Origin of the sequence: Chryseobacterium caseinilyticum, assembly GCF_014837145.1 — a bacterium.
GTDB lineage: Bacteria > Bacteroidota > Bacteroidia > Flavobacteriales > Weeksellaceae > Chryseobacterium > Chryseobacterium caseinilyticum.
Window position 1 is genome coordinate 1 of record NZ_JACYFS010000008.1, and the last position, 17,676, is coordinate 17,676.

The window sequence follows — 17,676 nt, forward strand, 5'->3', positions numbered from 1 at the left end:
TTTTCAGTGGTGCAAAAGTAGAAACTTTTACATTCCCCACCAAACTTTTATTCATATTTATTTAACATAATTAAGCAACAGCCTGATTGTGTGGAGAGAAAATATGTTGGAGGGTTGGAGGGTGCGGGTGAGATTTGAAATTTGATGTTTGAGATTTGAGATGCGCATCGTGGGATGGAGGATTATTTTAACTCGGATTCAAATGGCACTCCGATGGAGTGCGGTGATTTTGGAATGTGCTTTTCTACACAGATAGCACTCCTACGGAGTGCCTGATAAGGGAAATATATTTTCTAAGCGTGTACGGGGGAGATTGTGCGGCAGGCGGAGTTTTGTGATTTTGGATGTTCTTTCTAAACAGATGGCACACCAACCGAATGAAATGGAATACGGCGGTTTTTTTTCGATACAAACGTTTTATTCCTTTGGAGTAAGTTGGAATTTTCTATTCTGAAAAGTGGAAAATTTTTGATTTTACAAAGATTCCTTTACGTTGCTGATCGGTAAAGCATGCTGCATCGGCATTTTATTCATCCTCATTAACATAATCGTGTAAATCCAGATTAAAAACTCTTTACCGTAGCATATGAAAACCCAATTCAGCTTTAAATTTTTAACTTTACGTTAATTTGGAATTTTAATTGTTGATCATTACCTCTTTCAAAACTTCTGTTTTACTTTCTAAAACCTCTGTTTGGTCGTTTTAGATTCATTTGCACTCATTACTCCTGCAACTCCCAAAGCTGCTACTGATAGTAATTTTTCATAAACGTTAATATTTTATTTGTTTAACGTTTCAAAACTAAAACTATCCAACTATTACAAAAAAAGTCTACTATTACATTATATTAACTCCAATTTATGAGATAAAACAGTTTAGTTAATTTTATCAAAATTCCATTATTCATAATCGTTTTTCAAACTAAAATACAGAAAAATAAAATGTTATAATATTTTAAATGAAATAGATCTTCCTGTTACAAAAAAAATCCGCTCTCTTGCGAGAACGGATTTAGTATAGTTGCAAAGTGTAAAGCTAATTGCTATTAGCTTATAGCCATTGGCTAAATTATCACACTTTAATTTCTACGTCAACTCCTGAAGGAAGTTCTAATTTCATTAGAGCATCAACAGTTTTAGAAGAAGAAGAGTAGATATCCATCAATCTCTTGTGAGCTGATAACTGGAACTGCTCTCTAGCTTTCTTGTTTACGTGCGGAGATCTCAACACTGTGAAGATTCTCTTGTTCGTTGGCAATGGAATTGGTCCGTTTACAACAGCACCAGTAGCCTTTACCGTTTTTACGATCTTCTCAGCAGACTTGTCTACCAAGTTGTAATCGTAAGATTTTAGTTTTATTCTGATTCTTTGTGACATTTCTTTGATTTAAAAAATTAACCTTTTGCTTTAGCAATGATATCTTCAGCAACGTTTTGAGGAGTAGCCTGGTACTTCTCTAATTCCATAGAAGAAGTAGCTCTTCCTGATGAAAGTGTTCTTAGAGTCGTAACATATCCGAACATTTCAGATAATGGAACTGAACCTTTGATTACAACGGCACCGTTCTTCTCTTCCTGTCCACTGATTGTACCTCTTCTCTTGTTAAGGTCACCAATGATGTTACCCATATATTCTTCCGGAGTTACAACTTCCAGTTTCATAATAGGCTCCATAATTACCGGCTTAGCAGCACGTCCCGCTTCTTTAAATCCTAATTTTGCAGCTAATTCAAAAGAAAGTGCATCAGAATCCACCGCGTGGAAAGATCCGTCTTTAAGAGTAACTTTAATACCTTCAACTTCGAAACCAGCCAAAGGACCGTTTTTCATTGCAGCTTTAAAGCCTTTTTCAATTGCAGGAACAAATTCTCTAGGAACGTTACCACCTTTGATTTCGTTAACGAATTCTAAACCGATTTTACCTTCGTCAGCTGGTCCTAGTTCGAATACAATATCAGCAAATTTACCTTTACCACCTGACTGCTTTTTGTAAACTTCTCTGTGGCTTGCAACTTTTGTAAGATTTTCTTTGTACTCAACCTGAGGTTGTCCCTGGTTAACTTCAACTTTGAATTCTCTCTTCATACGGTCAACAATGATATCCAGGTGAAGCTCACCCATACCAGAAATGATCGTTTGTCCAGAAGCTTCATCAGTTCTCACTGTGAAAGTAGGATCTTCTTCAGCCAATTTAGCTAAAGCGTTACCCATTTTATCCTGGTCAGCTTTAGTTTTAGGCTCAACAGCGATACCAATTACCGGATCAGGGAAAACCATCGATTCTAAAATGATCGGGTTTTTCTCATCACACATAGTATCACCGGTTTTGATAGATTTGAAACCTACCGCTGCACCAATATCTCCTGCTTCAATATATTCTACAGGATTTTGCTTATTAGCGTGCATCTGATAGATTCTTGAGATTCTTTCTTTATCTCCTGAACGGGTGTTCAAGATATAAGAACCTGCATCAAGTCTTCCAGAGTATGCTCTGAAGAATGCCAGTCTTCCTACGAAAGGATCGGTAGCAATCTTAAATGCCAAAGCCGCGAAAGGCTCTTTTACGTCTGGTTTTCTTGTGATTTCAGCGTCAGTTCTTGGATCTGTACCTTTGATATCATCTTTATCCAATGGAGAAGGCAAATATTTACATACTGCATCCAACATAAACTGTACTCCTTTATTTTTGAATGAAGAACCACAAGTCATTGGGATAATAGAAAGATCGATAGTAGCAGCTCTTAATGCAGCATTGATTTCTTCTTCTGTAATTGAATCCGGATCTTCGAAGAATTTCTCCATCAAAGTTTCGTCATATTCAGAAACAGCTTCTACTAATTTTTCTCTGTATTCAAGAACTTCATCCTTCATATCTTCCGGAATTGGAACTACCTCGAAAGTAGCACCTTGTCCAGCTTCATCCCAGATGATCGCTCTGTTTTTAATTAAGTCTACAACACCTTTGAAATCTTCTTCAGCACCGATTGGTAAAACGATTGGAACTGCGTTTGATCCTAACATCGTCTTAACCTGGTTTACCACGTTAAGGAAGTCAGCACCTTGTCTGTCCATTTTGTTTACGAATCCCATTCTTGCAACTTTGTAGTTGTCAGCAAGTCTCCAGTTTGTTTCAGACTGAGGCTCTACTCCATCTACTGCAGAGAAAAGGAATACCAATCCATCCAATACTCTCAAAGATCTGTTTACTTCTACTGTGAAGTCAACGTGTCCCGGTGTATCGATGATGTTGAAGTGGTAAGGTTTAGTGTCAGCTACCGGTTTACCCTGGTCTGTTGGGAAATTCCAAGAACAAGTAGTTGCAGCAGAAGTAATTGTAATACCTCTTTCTGCTTCCTGCTCCATCCAGTCCATTGTAGAAGCACCATCGTGAACCTCACCAATTTTGTGATTTACTCCTGTATAGAATAAAATTCTTTCTGTAGTGGTAGTTTTACCGGCATCAATGTGCGCAGCAATACCAATATTTCTTGTAAATTTAAGATCTCTACTCATTTCTAATTAGAATTTAAAGTGTGAGAAAGCCTTGTTAGCTTCCGCCATTTTGTGAGTATCAGATTTTTTCTTGTAAGCAGCACCTTCTTCTCTTGAAGCAGCTACCACTTCGTTAGCCAATTTCAAAGCCATTGACTTATCATTTCTCTTTTTAGAGTAAAGGATTAACCATTTCATAGCCATAGAAATTTTTCTGTCAGCTCTGATTGGCATAGGAATCTGGAAGTTAGCTCCACCTACTCTTCTGGAACGTACTTCTACGTGAGGCATAACGTTAGTTAATGCATCTTTCCAGATTTCAAGGGCAGTCTTTTCAGTTTCTCCTTTTTTAGTTTCTACGATATCTAATGCATCATAGAATATTTTGAATGCGATTGACTTCTTACCGTCAAGCATCAAGTTGTTTACGAATCTAGTTACCAATTGATCATTAAACTTTGGATCTGGTAACAACGGTCTTTTTTTCGCTTTTGTCTTTCTCATTGTTTCTGTACCTTATTTAATGATTATTTTTTCTTTCCTTTAGCCGGTGCAGCTGCTGCCTGACCTGGTTTAGGTCTCTTAGCTCCGTACTTAGATCTTCTTTGAGTTCTTCCGCTTACTCCAGCAGTATCCAACGCACCTCTTACGATGTGGTATCTTACTCCTGGTAAATCTTTTACTCTCCCCCCGCGTACCAATACTATCGAGTGCTCTTGAAGATTATGTCCTTCACCTGGGATATAGGCGTTAACTTCTTTACCGTTTGAAAGTCTCACCCTTGCAACTTTTCTAAGTGCAGAGTTAGGTTTCTTAGGAGTGGTAGTATATACTCTCGTACATACACCTCGTCTTTGTGGACAAGAATCAAGGGCAGCCGATTTACTCTTCTTGGTAAGTGCGACTCTTCCTTTTCTAACTAATTGTTGAATAGTAGGCATTTAATTGCTTTTATTTTAGGGTGCAAAAGTATGAATAATTTTTTAATCTGCAAGCAGTTGCAAATAAATAATTTACATTCTTAAAAATTAGTTCACAGAAACTTACGTTTCCTATTTTATGATCACCTGAACATTTTTGTTCCATTTGAAATTCCGGATATTCGTTTTTAAAGTTTCCAAATCTCTGCTGTCAATAGAATAAACAGAAACTGTACTTCCGGCAGTATTTACGTTATCGCTGATTTTAAGATCTGCTGCTTTCTTCCATGTATCCGGAATCTGACCGTTCAGCCAATGATCATATATAATGGCAACGTCAAAATTTTTCTCTTTTGTATACTGAGTAAGAAAATTTTTAAACCGGTAATCAAACGTAACTTCATTACCATTAAAAGGAATGGTTTCAGCAGATCCCAATCCTACGATATCCAATAGATGAATATCCGTAAAATAGGTTACAGCTCCGATATCATTAGCAACTACTTTTGCATCATTATAATAGGTATGAAGAAATTTCGCAGACTGAATTTGCTGCTCATAAATATTTTTATTCCCGAAAACCAGCATTTTATGAGAAACAGAGGATTTGTAAATCATTAAAACGAAATTGGCCAAAAGAAAACCGCTGATCAGCACATTTTTAAACTTAAAAAAACTTACGAAAACAAAATCTCTTGAAATACGCTCAAACACAGCCATGGAAAATCCAACAATAATATAAGCCTCATACCTGAACATCGATTTGGTTTCAGCAAATAAACAGTGTAGAATAAATGTGCCTGACAAAACAATGAGCATAAAATTCTGCTTCAGAATATCCCTGAAAGATTTTTTCCGGTCTTGAAATACAAACCATGCGCTTATTAAAATAGGAAACAGCCCAATCTTATAAAGACTGTTACTGGAAATCAGTTTGTAATCTATGATACTGATCATTTCCCTGATAAAATTAGAATTAAAATGCACGGCGGTACCTTTTACCACGACAGAATTCGGAAACCAATAGCCCGATTGGGAATGATTAAAAAGACATAATATCGCAATTGGCAGAAATCCAAGAATCAGAACAGCAATTCCGTACCTGAAATTTTTAATTAAAAAGAAAAGAAATGCCAGAACTACAAAGTAAAACATACTTTCAAACCTGATCAGTCCGAGGAAAAGCAGTGAAATGAAAAAGCCGTATTTAGCCCAGTTTTTCTGATTTAAATGATAAAAGAAAAAAACATTCAGAGCAAACACAAACACCTGAAACACATGTTCCATCCCGATCAGTACCTGTAAATGAAGTGTGACGAATAAGCAGGTGAAAACAACAGCCGAAATAATTTTTAAGTCTGATGAAAATAATTTTGAGTAAAATTTATTTAAAATAAAAATAACCGCACCTGAAAAAACAATATTGAAGTGCAGCGGGATCAAATCATTATTGCCAAAAATTTTAATTAAAATCCCAATCATAAAAGTAAACAGCGGCGAAGATGAGCTGGAAGAAAATCTGTATTTCGTAACACCCCAAACATTGTGCAGCGCAAAATTTTTAGCCATTGCCAAATGAATGTAAGCATCATCGATTACATATATATAATGACCGTCTGTTTTAGTCAGCGATAAAAAATAATATCCTGAGCAAACTGCCATAAACAGCAGCATTGAAATTAAAAATGTCTTAACAGGATTTATCGGAATATTCATTTAAAAATGATTTACTGTAAAAATAGCAAAGATAATCATCATCAATCAGCCACACCCTTTTTCGGCATAATATTTACAATTGAAATTGTCATTAGAAATTAATATTATGAAAAATGCGAATATCATCGGCTTGCAGGAAGCCGACTGCCAGAAAATTTCAGAAAAACTAAATATACTTTTAGCCAACTACTCCGTTTTCTACCAAAACACGAGAGGATCCCACTGGAACATCAAAGGCGAACAGTTCTTTACCCTCCACCCGAAATTTGAGGAACTCTACAACAGTCTGGTTTTAAAAATTGACGAAATTGCTGAAAGAATCTTAACATTAGGAGCAACTCCGGCACACAACTATTCAGACTACCTTCAGGTTTCAACCATCAAAGAAAGCAGAGAAGTGAATAACGGAAACAAAAGTGTTGAGATCATTTTAAACTCATTCAAAGTGGTGATCGATTTACAACGGGAACTTCTAAACATTACCGATGAAGCTGGCGACGAGGGAACCAATTCCCAGATGAGCGACTATATTACCGAACAGGAAAAAGAAGTATGGATGTACAATTCTTATTTAGGAAAGTAAAAACCGAACAAAATTCAAGAGAATTTAAAAAATCGTCTTACATTTAGACGGTTTTTATTTTTAAATATTTAAATTTGTGTTAAAATTACACAATATGCAAAACATGACGTTTAACTCCATTCTCGACAACGATTTCTATAAAATTACCATGCAGAATGCAGTGGTAAAATTATTCCCAAGCCAAACCGTAAAATACGAATTCATCAACCGCGGAAAACATCATTTCCCTGAGGGTTTCGATGTTGCTTTGAAAGAAGTGGTCAGCAAAATGGCCGAACTGAAACTTACCCGGGAAGAAAAAAGATTTTTAGCTAAAACCTGCCCTTACTTAGATTTACCTTACCTCGATTTTTTAGAAGGCTATCATTACGACCCGTCTGAAGTAAAAATTGTACAGACCGACAACGAGCTTTCCGTAACCGTGGAAGGACTTTGGTACAGAACGATTCTCTGGGAAGTGCCTTTGCTGGCCTTAATCAGCGAACTGCACTACGAAATGAATCATCTGGAAAGAGACTCCAATGAAATTGTAATGAATAAAACGCTTGAAAAAGCAGATTCCCTGAACAAATTAGGAGTTAATTTCGCAGAATTCGGGACGCGCAGAAGACATTCCTACAAAGTTCAGAACCTTGTAATGGAAGCTTTGACCCGAAAAAAAGATTCCACATTTATCGGAAGTTCAAATGTTCATTTCGCAATGAAATACGGTGTAAAACCAATCGGAACCCACGCCCACGAATGGTTCATGTTCCACGGTGCCGAATTTGGATTCAAAATGGCCAACAAGCTCGCGCTCGAGCACTGGGTAGATGTTTACAGAGGTGATCTCGGAGTTGCACTTTCAGACACTTACACAACGGACGTCTTTTTTGAGCAGTTCGACAAGAAATTTGCAAAACTGTTCGATGGTGTCCGTCACGACAGTGGAGATCCTTTGGAATTTGCCGACAAAACAATCGCACACTATCAACGCCACGGAATCAATCCCCTGTTTAAATACATTATTTTTTCCGACAATCTGAATCTCGAAAAAGTAGAGGAAATCACAAACTACTGCAGAGGAAAAATAGGCGTTTCTTTCGGAATCGGTACGAATCTAACTAATGATGTAGGTTTAAAACCAATGAATATTGTAATGAAATTAATCGGAGTTCAATCTTTAAACAAAGAATGGATTCCAACAGTAAAACTTTCCGACGAACACGGAAAATACACCGGAGATCCGAAAATGATTGAACTGGCGAAGGAATTTTTGAGAATAAAAGATTAAAAATTAAGCTTAGATATTATTTGGGCGCCTGTTTCCGCCCTCCGTTCCCGCTTTTTATTTCCAACGCTCAACCCTGCCAGCGTTTGAAACGCTGGCAGGGTTCTCCCCCACCAAATAAAAAGAGCTCCACTCAGGTCGGGGCGCGTGCAATTCGCAGCAATAAAAATTAAAAAATACAATAGGAAATCAAAATTTTCCCTTTTATCATTATTTTCAATCAGTTTTTTGGTTCCGGCTCAGCAAAAAAAGGAGACGTTTCAAAATACAATCAAAAACTCGCCGATTCTTTAGGCTCCGACCAATACGGAATGAAAGGCTACACGATTGTAATGCTCACCACCGGAACAGCAAAAATCGACGACAAAGAGAAAAAAGCCAATCTGATGAAAGGCCACATGGAAAACATCGGAAAACTTGCCAAAGAAGGAAAAGTGATTGTTGCCGGACCATTTTCAGAGAAAAATCAACGCGACTATCGCGGTATGTTTATCTTCAATACAAAATCGAAAGAAGAAGCAGAATCCTGGGTAAAAACCGATCCCGCCGTAGCTGCCGGAATTTTTAATTATGAAATATTCCCCTGGTACGGTTCTGCAGCGTTGCCTCTGTATCTGAAGCACCATGATGAAATTGCAAAAGAAAATCCTTAAAAATTCAATAAAATTTTTATGAATAAATATTTGAAAGGCTGTCTGATTATTCTTGGAATTTTACTGTTGATCGTTTCTATTATTGCAGGATTTTTTTATTATCAGATTTCTACCAGCAGAGAACGGAGTGTGGCTGACAATAGAGAATGTTCAGATAGTAAATATATCTTTGATCAACCCACTATAGAAATTTCTGACAGTGTTATGACTAAAAGTGTGCGAAATATAAAACTGTATTTGATTCAAAATTAAAAGAAAGTTGATTCAATGGAAATCGCAAACAATTCTGAAGATAGAATCCAGTTTAATTTTCCATTTGAAAAAGTGCCATTGTCAAGCAACATCCGTATTAAAACCGAAAATCATGAATTTTTGCTTCTAAACATGAAGTATTATAACAACGAAAAATGGGGAATGTTTGGATATTTAGGAAAAGACTGTCAATTTTTATATGAATATAAAATATTAAAATAAATACAACCTCACAAAACCGCTGGCTTTTTCCTATCTTTATTTAAAACTAAACCAATATGAAAACCATCGAAGAAGTCCTGAAAAAATTAGACGAAATCATCATCTGGAGCAAAGAAAATAAAAGCACAATCGGATATTTTGCCTGTACCTACAGAATTATGACCGCACAGGTTTTAAAAGGAATTCAGCAGAAAAAGTTTGAAGACAACCCAAGAATGACTTTGCTCGACATCGCTTTTGCAACAAGATATCTAGATGCCTGGGAAAACTATTCTAAAGGAAAAAAATGCACCAACGCATGGTTTTTAGCTTTTGAAGCCACCAAAAACAAAGACCTTTTAATTCTTCAACACATATTTTTAGGCATGAATGCGCATATCAATCTAGATTTGGGAATCTCCGCCGCGTCGATAATGCCTTACAGAAAAATCAATCCGCTGAAAACCGATTTTGAAAGGATCAATTCTGTGATTGCTTCAATTAATCAAAACGTACAAGATTCTCTAAATAAAATTTGTTATCCCGTGAATTTAATCGACAAATTATCCAACGGAAAAGATAATGCAGTTTTAGATTTTGCAATTTCAAAAGCTAGAGATACATCATGGGCTACGGCTGTAATTTCTTCCAACACACCCAACTTTTTAAAAGAAAACGTCGTCGGAATTGTAGATTATGCAGCTGCAAAAGTCGCTTCACAAATTCTTTATCCTAAATTACTTTCTTCCAATTTGGCAAAAGAGCTTAAGAAATGCGAAAGCAGTGATGTGGTGAAAAATATTGAGATATTAGAGAAAACAAAAACCATATGATCATGAGAAATTACAAGTTAAACGAAGAGTTATACAAAGCTGATGTAGAAATTTTAGATAGATACCAAGCATTTTCTAAAGAACTAACAAGAATATCTTTAATCTGCATCGGAATAATGGGATTTTTATTAAAGAAGATTATCTTTGATCCACCTACTAACAATATATGCTTAGTTGACAACTTTCACAAATTAAGCAGTATGTTGTATGGCAGTTTATTTTATTTAATAATATCAACAGCTTGCTCAATATTTCATTTATATTTTTCTTCAGATTCATTAACACACATCATAAGCATTTGTAGATTTACAGAAAATAAAAAATACGACAAGGCAGAAAAAGAGAAATCATTAAGAGACTTTGACTTCAAATTTTGTTCCTTCTTGTTATTGACATCTTGTAGCACCTTAATATTTGGGGTGCTTTTGGGAGCGTTCTTCTATTTTTATTTTATTCCTTAATTTTTAAATCTAACTGATTTAAAACCTGTCAATTTGTAACATATAAATTTTTCTTCATCAGCTCATAGTTTTGTAATTTTGAAAAATGGAAATCACTTACCTGATCATCGGCTGTTTTATTGGAGGAATTTTAAGCTCAATAATCATTTATTTTTATCTGAAATCTTCGATGGTTTCACGAAATTCTTTTGATGAACTCAATCATTTAAATATTAAATCTAATGCAGATTTAGAAAATTTGAATCTTAAAATTCATGATTTAGAACAAATTATTCAAATTGAAAAAGAAAATAATCTTCAACAGGCTGACCTTTTGAATGATTTAAAAAACGAATTTGCAAAAACTTCTGCCGAAAATACTTTTCTGAAAACTCAAAAAGAAGAAACAAAAAAAATTCAGGAAGAAGGAAAACTTCAGTTTGAAAATTTGGCTAATAAAATTTTAGAGGAGAAAACAGAAAAGTTTACTGCTTTAAATCAAAATAATCTTAAAAATATTCTTGAACCTTTTCAGGAAAAAATTAATGACTTAAAAAATAAGGTCAACGAAGCGTACGAAAAGGAAAATAAGGAACGTTTTTCACTTGGAGAGCGGGTAAAAGAACTCGCGTTACTCAACCAGCAGATTTCTGAAGACGCCAAAAGACTGACAAAAGCATTAAAGGGCGAAAGCAAAACTCAGGGAAACTGGGGAGAAATGATTCTGGAAAGTATTCTGGAAAAATCCGGATTGGTAAAAGGTAGAGAATATTTTCTGGAACATGAGCTTAGAGACGAAGATAACAAAGCCCTATTTTCAGAATTTTCGGGTAAAAAAATGCGTCCGGATGCCGTTGTAAAATATCCGGATGAAAGAAATGTAATCATAGATTCTAAAGTTTCTCTGACCGCTTTCACAGAATTGGTTGATGAAACAGATCCTGAAATTTATCAGATTAAAATCAATCAGCATTTATCTTCCATAAAGAATCACATCAATCAACTCAGTCAAAAAGCATACGACGATTACGGAAAATCTTTAGATTTTGTCATGATGTTTATCCCGAGCGAGCCGGCTTACATCGCAGCCATGCAAGCCGACCAAAACCTGTGGAATTTTGCCTACGACAGACGGATTTTACTTTTAAATCCAAGCAATCTAATTACTTCTTTAAAACTAATTTCTGATCTTTGGAAACGGGAATACCAAAACCGAAATTCTTTGGAAATTGCGGAACGTGGCGCAAAACTATATGATAAATTTGCCGGTTTCGTAGAAAATTTAGAAAAAGTTGGGAAGAATCTGGATCAGGCTAAAAATGTTTACAATGATGCATTCAAACAGCTTTCAACAGGTAATGATAATCTGATTTCTCAAACTCAGAAATTGAAATCTTTGGGAATCAAAAACAAAAAAGAACTTCCACAAAGTTTGATAGACAGCTCCGATAACGATGAATTTAAACAGCTTTCCATTGAATGATATAAATAAAAACTCGTAAAACTATTTTTTCCGCTTTTGATATTGATCTAAAAAGGACAACAGGTTATCCAAAGTACATGGCGAAAAATACTTTTTCTTTGTATCCGGATCTTCTGTACCACCAGAGACAATCCCAACTAATTTCCCATATTCGTCAACTACAGGAGCACCACTTAAGCCGCCGAATTTTTCCGGAACAACAACATCCTTAAGCAACATTCTGTTATTGATGGTTTTGTAATACTCAAATTCATAAACTCTTTGTGGGCCATCTTCCATTGTTCTGGTCCAACCAACAACATACAATTTCTCGCCGACAAGAAGCGGCTTATCCCTTATTTCTAATACTTCGACATCTGAATTATTTTGTTTAACTGAGAAAACAAGCCAATCGTTACTGTATGACGATTTGTCATTCAAATTTTCAGATTCATTTTTATTTAAAAGAGAATTCGTTGTAACGGTTTTATCTTTCTTATCCAATACATAAAATGACCAACTTTTGATGTGATTTTCAAATGCTAAAGTTTTCATTTCTTTTGGTTTTATTATCTGCAATAAATGCTTGGCCGTAACAGCAAAGGTTTCATTATTATATTGCATCAAAAATCCACACGCAAACCGTGGCTGATTTAATTTATCATCATTAAAATCAATTTTATTTACCAATGAAATCTCCTTAAATACCTTTTTTGAAGTTGCATTTTGACAACTGTACAATGAGAAAATAACGATTGCCAAAATATTAATGATTTTCATACCACAAGTTTTAGCTAATTTAAACAATTTACGTTATACTGCTTATGAATTTTCCGTCCGTATTAAAACTCAACCTAAAACAAATACTAATTTACTGATGATGACAGGCGAGTAACTTTTAAAATCTTATTTTTGCATCAATTATCATTCATAACTGAGCAATCATGATTATCGAGAGTTTTCAAAACGAGAAAATTAAACACATTACCAAACTTTTAACGGACAACAGATTCAGAAAAAAGGCTGATGTTTTTGTCGTGGAAGGTCAACAGGAAAACGAAAGAGCTTTGAAATACAATTTTGAGCCAGTGGAATTTTATATTTGTGAAAACATTTTTAAAGGGAATCTTCCGAATGAAAAAACACATTTGGTCAATGATAAGGTTTATGAAAAAATTGCTTACCGCGGAACTTCCGAAGGAATAATTGGAGTTTATAAAACCAAAGAATCAGATTTAAATGATTTTAAACCTAAAGAAGATTCGACTGTAATTATTGTAGAGGGTGTGGAAAAACCGGGAAATTTGGGAGCAATTCTAAGAAGTTGCGAAGCTTTCGGTATTGATGCTTTGATTGTCGCCGACGGAAAAACAGATTTTTACAATCCAAATGTCATCCGTTCAAGCGTTGGCTGTCTTTTCGGAATGGAAATCTTTCAGGCAGAAAATAATGATGTTTATAAATTTCTCCAGGAAAACGATTTCAGCATTTATACCACGATTATGGATGAATCATCTGATGACTTGTATAAAAAAGATTTCACCAAGCGCTCAGCGGTCCTGTTTGGCACAGAGCATTCCGGTTTAAGTGAGTTCTGGAATGGGAAAGGTCAAAATACTTTAATTCCGATGAGTGGAAGCATTGATTCTTTAAATTTGAGTAACGCCGTGGCGATTACATGCTACGAAACATTAAAACAAAAGAAGTCATAATATAAATCTTAATAATGAGCACAAAAAAACCGTCTCGCTGAGCGAAACGGTTCTTTTATTTTCAGTTCGTAACTGATTAGTGAGCAGCTGGAGCAGCAACTTTAGCTGTAGAATCAACAGCAGCTTTAGCTGAATCAGCAGTAGCTTTAACTGAATCTTTACCTGCAGAAGCAGCAGAATCGATAGCTTCAACAGCTGAATCTTTGTTAGCTTCGATTGAATCTTTGTTAGTTTCAGTAGCATCTCCTTTTTTACAAGCAACTAATGAAATAGCAGCGATAGCAGCTACGAATAATGACTTTTTCATAATAAATTAAATTTAATTTGTTAATATTGTTTTTTAAAATCTCTTTTCTGTTCCGTTATTTGAACAAGACAAAGGTATAGCAGATGAAAAATTTGTTTATGAAAAACAATTGTAATAACTTTGTAAAACAATTTTACAATTAAACTTAATTGAAAATCAATACTTTAAATATATTTTAAAAATTGACTGATCTGGATTTATTACACTTTGAGCAACTGAAAAAATCGGTTCAGGCTCAGTATTTAACCGAATATACCCCTTCATTTGATGAAATATCAAAATGGAAAGGTATTGATATCATCTACTTTCAGGAAGATCTGCGAAAAAAGGCGAAGGGAAACATCAGTGAAAAATCTTTTTACACTTATTTTAAATCTTCTCCAGTCACCAAACTTCCGAGAATCGACATGCTTAATTTGTTGAGTATTTATGCGGGTTTCGACTCATGGTACGATTTCAAAAAACAGAATCTTTTTGTCGGAGAATTACTGAAGGATGAGGAAGATTTAAGCGAAAGTGACCTGAAGGAATTAGAAAAAACGGTGTCGGCTTCAGTCAACCTCGAGGAAAATCAGGAAAATACTGTTTCTACGGTGAAAACCGAGCCTGTTTTGAGTGATTTACAAAAATCGGATATTGATAATCAATCAGTTGAAGAAATTCCGCAAAATAATGAGGTAACAGAAAATAAACGTTTTACACCAGCAAAAAAAAGCTACCAAAGAACTGCATGGATTGCAGCAAGCTCCGTTTTCGTGATACTACTGGGACTTTTAGGATTTAAAGATGAAATTTTTCAGAAAACTTATACGTATCATTTTACTGACGCCGACCGAAATCAGGGCGTACAGAGTGATATTGAAATAAAAGTTATCAAGGAAAATGAATCTCCTATTCTCTACAGAATAAAGCCAGGTGAAAAATTCGTGTATGCATCGAAGGATAAAGCAATAAAAATGCAGATCAGCTCGGCAGTGTATGAGAACCTGGAAGTCAACAGAAACCTTGAAAACGCCCCAAAGGAAGAAACCATTGAGCTGAAACCAGACGACTATAAAATGGCACTCTACTATTTCTCCATCAAAGACATTAAAGGTGAAAATTCTGAGCAACTGATACAGCAGAAAAGAAAACAGCTCGAAAACCTGATCAGCAATGCCGCTGTGATTACTCAGGTGTATGACAGCGACATCTACGGTCTGGAAGCTCTTGACAAAGAAGATTACATCACCCTCGTAACCACACCGACAACATCCCTTAAAAACCTTAATGTTATCGAAATGAAAAAGGATAACAAAGGAAAAATTGTATCTATAAAATTTAAAATCTCAAACAATGAAAATAATCCCTAACTTTTTGTTTTTGACGATACTTCTTGGCATCACAGCGATTGCCTGCAAGAAAAAAGATGAAACCCCTACCGTAAGCGACCTTGAGAAGCTTAGAAACACTGAGAATATTTCTGTGAAGATGGACAGCGCACAGGCAATCAATGCCATCACCATGCAGAAAGTACAGGACGTTCTGGATCTTTCGACTCTATATCTTTCCGGAAATAAAAAAACAGAGATCGACAAAGCCATCTACGCCAAAATCGAAAAGTACTTTGAAAAATCAGATTCTACAACGTTTCAGGGAATGTTTAAAGAGCTTGAAAGTCTGCAGGTGAAGAAAATAAAAGTGAGCAACATCAATGTTTTCAAACAAATCAAGGATCAGGACACCCTGGATTTTGCTAAATTTAATGTGGAATATCTCGATTCTAAAAACAAATCTATCGGGATTTTTGAGAGAAACGCTCAATACACTTTGGTTTCAAAACCGGAACAGAAGAATAAAGAATTTAAGTTTTACTTTCTCAATTTTTACTCAAAACCTCCCTTAAAAGACAGCACATCGGTTGGTGTAACCAAATAATCTAAAGGAATATCGTCTTTCCAGACATCATCAATACATTCATCGGGGTTAAAATAATTAACTCCGATTTTTTTTGAATCTTCAGATATACTTTCAAAAAAACTGTCATAGAAACCTTTGCCGTAACCTACTCTGTTTCCTTTTACATCGCAGTAAAGCAAGGGTGTGATAACAAAATCAAAATCTGAAATTCCTGAATCTTCAATAGAAACAGGTTCGGAAATTCCCCAATTGTTGATTTCAAATTGAGTTTCGCTAAAAATCTCAACTGAAATCAACTTCATATCCACAATTTTAGGTACAAAAACTCTGATATTTCGGGTTAAAAAATAATCAATAAAAATATGAGTATTGATTTCATTAAACTTTTCAATCGGAATGAAAATGTGAATTTTCTGTCCGGATTCAGGTTTAAAATAATCGACAAAATTTGTAAATATCTTTTCAGAAAACACGAAAGCCTCATCATTTGACAAGGCTTTTCTTTTGTTTAAATACTTCTTTCTAAGTTCAGCTTTCAGCATCAGTTTAAGCCTTTTCAGATTCTAAAATTCTGTAGATTTTATCCGATAATCTTACTCTGAACGGAAGTTCAAAAGTAATCTGATCTCCTGCTTTTGCAGTTTGGCAAGAATTTCCATCAACATAAATTTCTGTAACTGCAACCTGCTGTTCTCCTGTTGTAGGTCCGGAAATTAATATTTTGTCTCCAACTGAAAGTTCCTTTTCCAGTAAAAACTGAGCGATTTTTGATTTTGAATAGTAATGTTCCGCTTTCCCGATCAAGGTTTTTTTAATCTTAATTTTTTGACGGATATCTTTGCTTTCGGCTTTCCCTAAAGTTTGTGTAGACAGATCACCTGAACTTTTAAATTTGAGTGCATCAGATTTTCCTTTTCTGAATACTTTGTTCCCGACTTTCAGTCCTTTTCTTTTGGCGACCTGCTCTTCCCAAGGCAAATGAATAGTTTCAAGACATTCCGTTGAGCACGTATTCTCCATTGCAGCTTTACATTCATCACACTGGATAAACAGCAGATGACAGGCATCATTGGCACAGTTGGTGTGATTATCACAGGGCTTTCCGCACTGGTGACACTGGGAAATAATGTCGTCCGTAATTCTTTCGCCCAGACGGTGATCAAAAACAAAGTTTTTTCCGATGAATTTACTTTCAACGCCTTCTTCCTTGATCTGTCTTGCATATTCAATGATTCCACCTTCAAGCTGGAAAACATTTTTAAAACCCTGATGTTTAAAATAAGCACTCGCCTTTTCACAGCGGATTCCTCCGGTACAGTACATCAAAAGGTTTTTATCTTCTTTAAAATCCTGAAGCTGACCATTGATAATCGGCAAACTTTCCCTGAAATTTTCTACATCCGGAGTGATGGCACCTTCAAAATGCCCCACTTCACTCTCATAATGATTTCTGAAATCGACCACGATCGTGTTCGGATCTTCAAGCATATCATTGAATTCCTGAGCTTTCAGATGAATACCTTTATTGGTAACATCAAAGGTTTCATCATTCAAACCGTCGGCAACAATTTTATTCCGAACTTTAATGGTTAACTTTAAAAATGAATGGTTATCATGCACTACCGCAACATTTAATCTGATCCCTCTCATGAAATCGTATGCTTCGAGCGTATCTTTAAAAGCTTCAAAATTGTCTGCCGGCACACTCATCTGAGCGTTTATTCCTTCATGGGCAACGTAAATACGTCCTAATGCATCAAGTGCGTTCCAGGCGATAAAAAGGTCGTTGCGGAATTTTTGGGGATCCTGAATTTTGGCATACGCATAGAAAGACAATGTAAGACGGTCCTTACCAGCTTCATCGATTAACTTAGCTCTTTCTTCTGCGCTTAAGGTGTTGTACAGTTGCATGCTATAAACGTTTTAAGTGAGAAAA

The 17,676-nt window shown here is 35.5% G+C and carries 19 protein-coding genes; 10 read left to right on the forward strand and 9 right to left on the reverse strand.

The annotated features are described in order from the left end of the window. Positions 1-1,072: 1,072 nt before the first annotated feature. From rpsJ to IC610_RS17715, 5 genes are all read right to left on the reverse strand, one after another. The gene (gene rpsJ, locus IC610_RS17695) at positions 1,073-1,378 is read right to left on the reverse strand and encodes a 30S ribosomal protein S10 (RefSeq protein ID WP_002661363.1); all 306 of its coding nucleotides are present in this window, start codon (positions 1,376-1,378) and stop codon (positions 1,073-1,075) included. Between the two features lie 17 nt (positions 1,379-1,395). Beyond that, entirely contained in the window at positions 1,396-3,513 is a 2,118-nt protein-coding gene (gene fusA, locus IC610_RS17700) for an elongation factor G (RefSeq protein ID WP_191738027.1), read from the reverse strand. Between the two features lie 6 nt (positions 3,514-3,519). Beyond that, complete coding sequence (gene rpsG, locus IC610_RS17705) at positions 3,520-3,996, reverse strand: 30S ribosomal protein S7 (RefSeq protein ID WP_034962875.1); 477 nt, start codon at positions 3,994-3,996, stop codon at positions 3,520-3,522. Positions 3,997-4,019: 23 nt separating this feature from the next. Beyond that, positions 4,020-4,433 (reverse strand): 30S ribosomal protein S12, encoded by a 414-nt coding sequence (gene rpsL, locus IC610_RS17710; protein WP_027383325.1) that lies wholly within the window; start codon positions 4,431-4,433, stop codon positions 4,020-4,022. 111 nt (positions 4,434-4,544) lie between these two features. Then, positions 4,545-6,128, reverse strand: coding sequence for a glycosyltransferase family 39 protein (locus tag IC610_RS17715; RefSeq protein ID WP_191738028.1), 1,584 nt, complete (start codon positions 6,126-6,128; stop codon positions 4,545-4,547). Positions 6,129-6,234: 106 nt separating this feature from the next. Between IC610_RS17715 and IC610_RS17720 the strand changes: the two genes are divergently transcribed. The 7 genes from IC610_RS17720 to IC610_RS17750 all read left to right on the forward strand — a co-directional run bounded on the left by IC610_RS17720 (position 6,235) and on the right by IC610_RS17750 (position 11,843). Continuing rightward, a complete protein-coding gene (locus IC610_RS17720; protein ID WP_191738029.1) occupies positions 6,235-6,711 on the forward strand; it encodes a Dps family protein in 477 nt (158 codons plus the stop codon). Positions 6,712-6,805: 94 nt separating this feature from the next. Next, entirely contained in the window at positions 6,806-7,984 is a 1,179-nt protein-coding gene (pncB, locus tag IC610_RS17725; RefSeq protein WP_191738030.1) for a nicotinate phosphoribosyltransferase, read from the forward strand. A gap of 308 nt (positions 7,985-8,292) precedes the next feature. Further along, on the forward strand, positions 8,293-8,634 hold the full coding sequence (locus IC610_RS17730; protein ID WP_191738031.1) for a YciI family protein: 342 nt from the start codon (positions 8,293-8,295) through the stop codon (positions 8,632-8,634). Between the two features lie 267 nt (positions 8,635-8,901). Then, complete coding sequence (locus IC610_RS17735; RefSeq protein WP_191738032.1) at positions 8,902-9,108, forward strand: hypothetical protein; 207 nt, start codon at positions 8,902-8,904, stop codon at positions 9,106-9,108. 56 nt (positions 9,109-9,164) lie between these two features. After that, entirely contained in the window at positions 9,165-9,920 is a 756-nt protein-coding gene (locus IC610_RS17740) for a DUF5995 family protein (RefSeq protein WP_191738033.1), read from the forward strand. A gap of 2 nt (positions 9,921-9,922) precedes the next feature. Next, positions 9,923-10,381, forward strand: a complete 459-nt coding sequence (locus tag IC610_RS17745; protein ID WP_191738034.1) for a hypothetical protein — start codon at positions 9,923-9,925, stop codon at positions 10,379-10,381. An 85-nt stretch (positions 10,382-10,466) separates the two neighbouring features. Next, positions 10,467-11,843: a DNA recombination protein RmuC gene (locus IC610_RS17750; RefSeq protein ID WP_191738035.1), complete on the forward strand. Its 1,377-nt coding sequence runs from the start codon at positions 10,467-10,469 to the stop codon at positions 11,841-11,843. Between the two features lie 21 nt (positions 11,844-11,864). Here the strand turns inward: IC610_RS17750 and IC610_RS17755 are convergent, their stop codons facing one another. Next, a complete protein-coding gene (locus IC610_RS17755) occupies positions 11,865-12,602 on the reverse strand; it encodes a trypsin-like serine protease (RefSeq protein ID WP_191738036.1) in 738 nt (245 codons plus the stop codon). A 164-nt stretch (positions 12,603-12,766) separates the two neighbouring features. Here IC610_RS17755 and IC610_RS17760 point away from each other — a divergent pair, with 164 nt between their 5' ends. Next, the gene (locus tag IC610_RS17760) at positions 12,767-13,534 is read left to right on the forward strand and encodes a TrmH family RNA methyltransferase (protein WP_191738037.1); all 768 of its coding nucleotides are present in this window, start codon (positions 12,767-12,769) and stop codon (positions 13,532-13,534) included. A gap of 76 nt (positions 13,535-13,610) precedes the next feature. Here the strand turns inward: IC610_RS17760 and IC610_RS17765 are convergent, their stop codons facing one another. After that, complete coding sequence (locus tag IC610_RS17765) at positions 13,611-13,841, reverse strand: hypothetical protein (RefSeq protein WP_056074397.1); 231 nt, start codon at positions 13,839-13,841, stop codon at positions 13,611-13,613. Positions 13,842-14,023: 182 nt separating this feature from the next. Here IC610_RS17765 and IC610_RS17770 point away from each other — a divergent pair, with 182 nt between their 5' ends. Together IC610_RS17770 and IC610_RS17775 are read left to right on the forward strand one after the other, a co-directional pair. Next, entirely contained in the window at positions 14,024-15,193 is a 1,170-nt protein-coding gene (locus IC610_RS17770; protein WP_191738038.1) for a hypothetical protein, read from the forward strand. Then, on the forward strand, positions 15,177-15,758 hold the full coding sequence (locus tag IC610_RS17775) for a hypothetical protein (RefSeq protein WP_191738039.1): 582 nt from the start codon (positions 15,177-15,179) through the stop codon (positions 15,756-15,758). The genes IC610_RS17770 and IC610_RS17775 overlap by 17 nt, the downstream gene beginning before the upstream one ends. Here the strand turns inward: IC610_RS17775 and IC610_RS17780 are convergent. Both IC610_RS17780 and trhO read right to left on the reverse strand, forming a co-directional pair. After that, positions 15,707-16,282, reverse strand: a complete 576-nt coding sequence (locus tag IC610_RS17780; RefSeq protein WP_191738040.1) for a 5-formyltetrahydrofolate cyclo-ligase — start codon at positions 16,280-16,282, stop codon at positions 15,707-15,709. The two genes, IC610_RS17775 and IC610_RS17780, sit on opposite strands and share 52 nt — an antisense overlap. A 4-nt stretch (positions 16,283-16,286) precedes the next feature. Beyond that, a complete protein-coding gene (gene trhO / locus IC610_RS17785; RefSeq protein WP_191738041.1) occupies positions 16,287-17,651 on the reverse strand; it encodes an oxygen-dependent tRNA uridine(34) hydroxylase TrhO in 1,365 nt (454 codons plus the stop codon). Positions 17,652-17,676 lie beyond the last annotated feature (25 nt).

Coding starts and splice junctions, on each gene's coding strand:
- IC610_RS17750 (WP_191738035.1), top strand. CDS start 10,467: ATGGAAATCACTTACCTGATCATCGGCTGTTTTATTGGAGGAATTTTA.
- IC610_RS17740 (WP_191738033.1), top strand. CDS start 9,165: ATGAAAACCATCGAAGAAGTCCTGAAAAAATTAGACGAAATCATCATC.
- IC610_RS17755 (WP_191738036.1), bottom strand. CDS start 12,602: ATGAAAATCATTAATATTTTGGCAATCGTTATTTTCTCATTGTACAGT.
- IC610_RS17715 (WP_191738028.1), bottom strand. CDS start 6,128: ATGAATATTCCGATAAATCCTGTTAAGACATTTTTAATTTCAATGCTG.
- IC610_RS17765 (WP_056074397.1), bottom strand. CDS start 13,841: ATGAAAAAGTCATTATTCGTAGCTGCTATCGCTGCTATTTCATTAGTT.
- IC610_RS17760 (WP_191738037.1), top strand. CDS start 12,767: ATGATTATCGAGAGTTTTCAAAACGAGAAAATTAAACACATTACCAAA.
- IC610_RS17730 (WP_191738031.1), top strand. CDS start 8,293: ATGAAAGGCTACACGATTGTAATGCTCACCACCGGAACAGCAAAAATC.
- IC610_RS17720 (WP_191738029.1), top strand. CDS start 6,235: ATGAAAAATGCGAATATCATCGGCTTGCAGGAAGCCGACTGCCAGAAA.
- IC610_RS17780 (WP_191738040.1), bottom strand. CDS start 16,282: ATGCTGAAAGCTGAACTTAGAAAGAAGTATTTAAACAAAAGAAAAGCC.
- trhO (WP_191738041.1), bottom strand. CDS start 17,651: ATGCAACTGTACAACACCTTAAGCGCAGAAGAAAGAGCTAAGTTAATC.
- IC610_RS17745 (WP_191738034.1), top strand. CDS start 9,923: ATGAGAAATTACAAGTTAAACGAAGAGTTATACAAAGCTGATGTAGAA.
- pncB (WP_191738030.1), top strand. CDS start 6,806: ATGCAAAACATGACGTTTAACTCCATTCTCGACAACGATTTCTATAAA.
- fusA (WP_191738027.1), bottom strand. CDS start 3,513: ATGAGTAGAGATCTTAAATTTACAAGAAATATTGGTATTGCTGCGCAC.
- rpsG (WP_034962875.1), bottom strand. CDS start 3,996: ATGAGAAAGACAAAAGCGAAAAAAAGACCGTTGTTACCAGATCCAAAG.
- IC610_RS17775 (WP_191738039.1), top strand. CDS start 15,177: ATGAAAATAATCCCTAACTTTTTGTTTTTGACGATACTTCTTGGCATC.
- rpsJ (WP_002661363.1), bottom strand. CDS start 1,378: ATGTCACAAAGAATCAGAATAAAACTAAAATCTTACGATTACAACTTG.
- rpsL (WP_027383325.1), bottom strand. CDS start 4,433: ATGCCTACTATTCAACAATTAGTTAGAAAAGGAAGAGTCGCACTTACC.
- IC610_RS17735 (WP_191738032.1), top strand. CDS start 8,902: ATGGAAATCGCAAACAATTCTGAAGATAGAATCCAGTTTAATTTTCCA.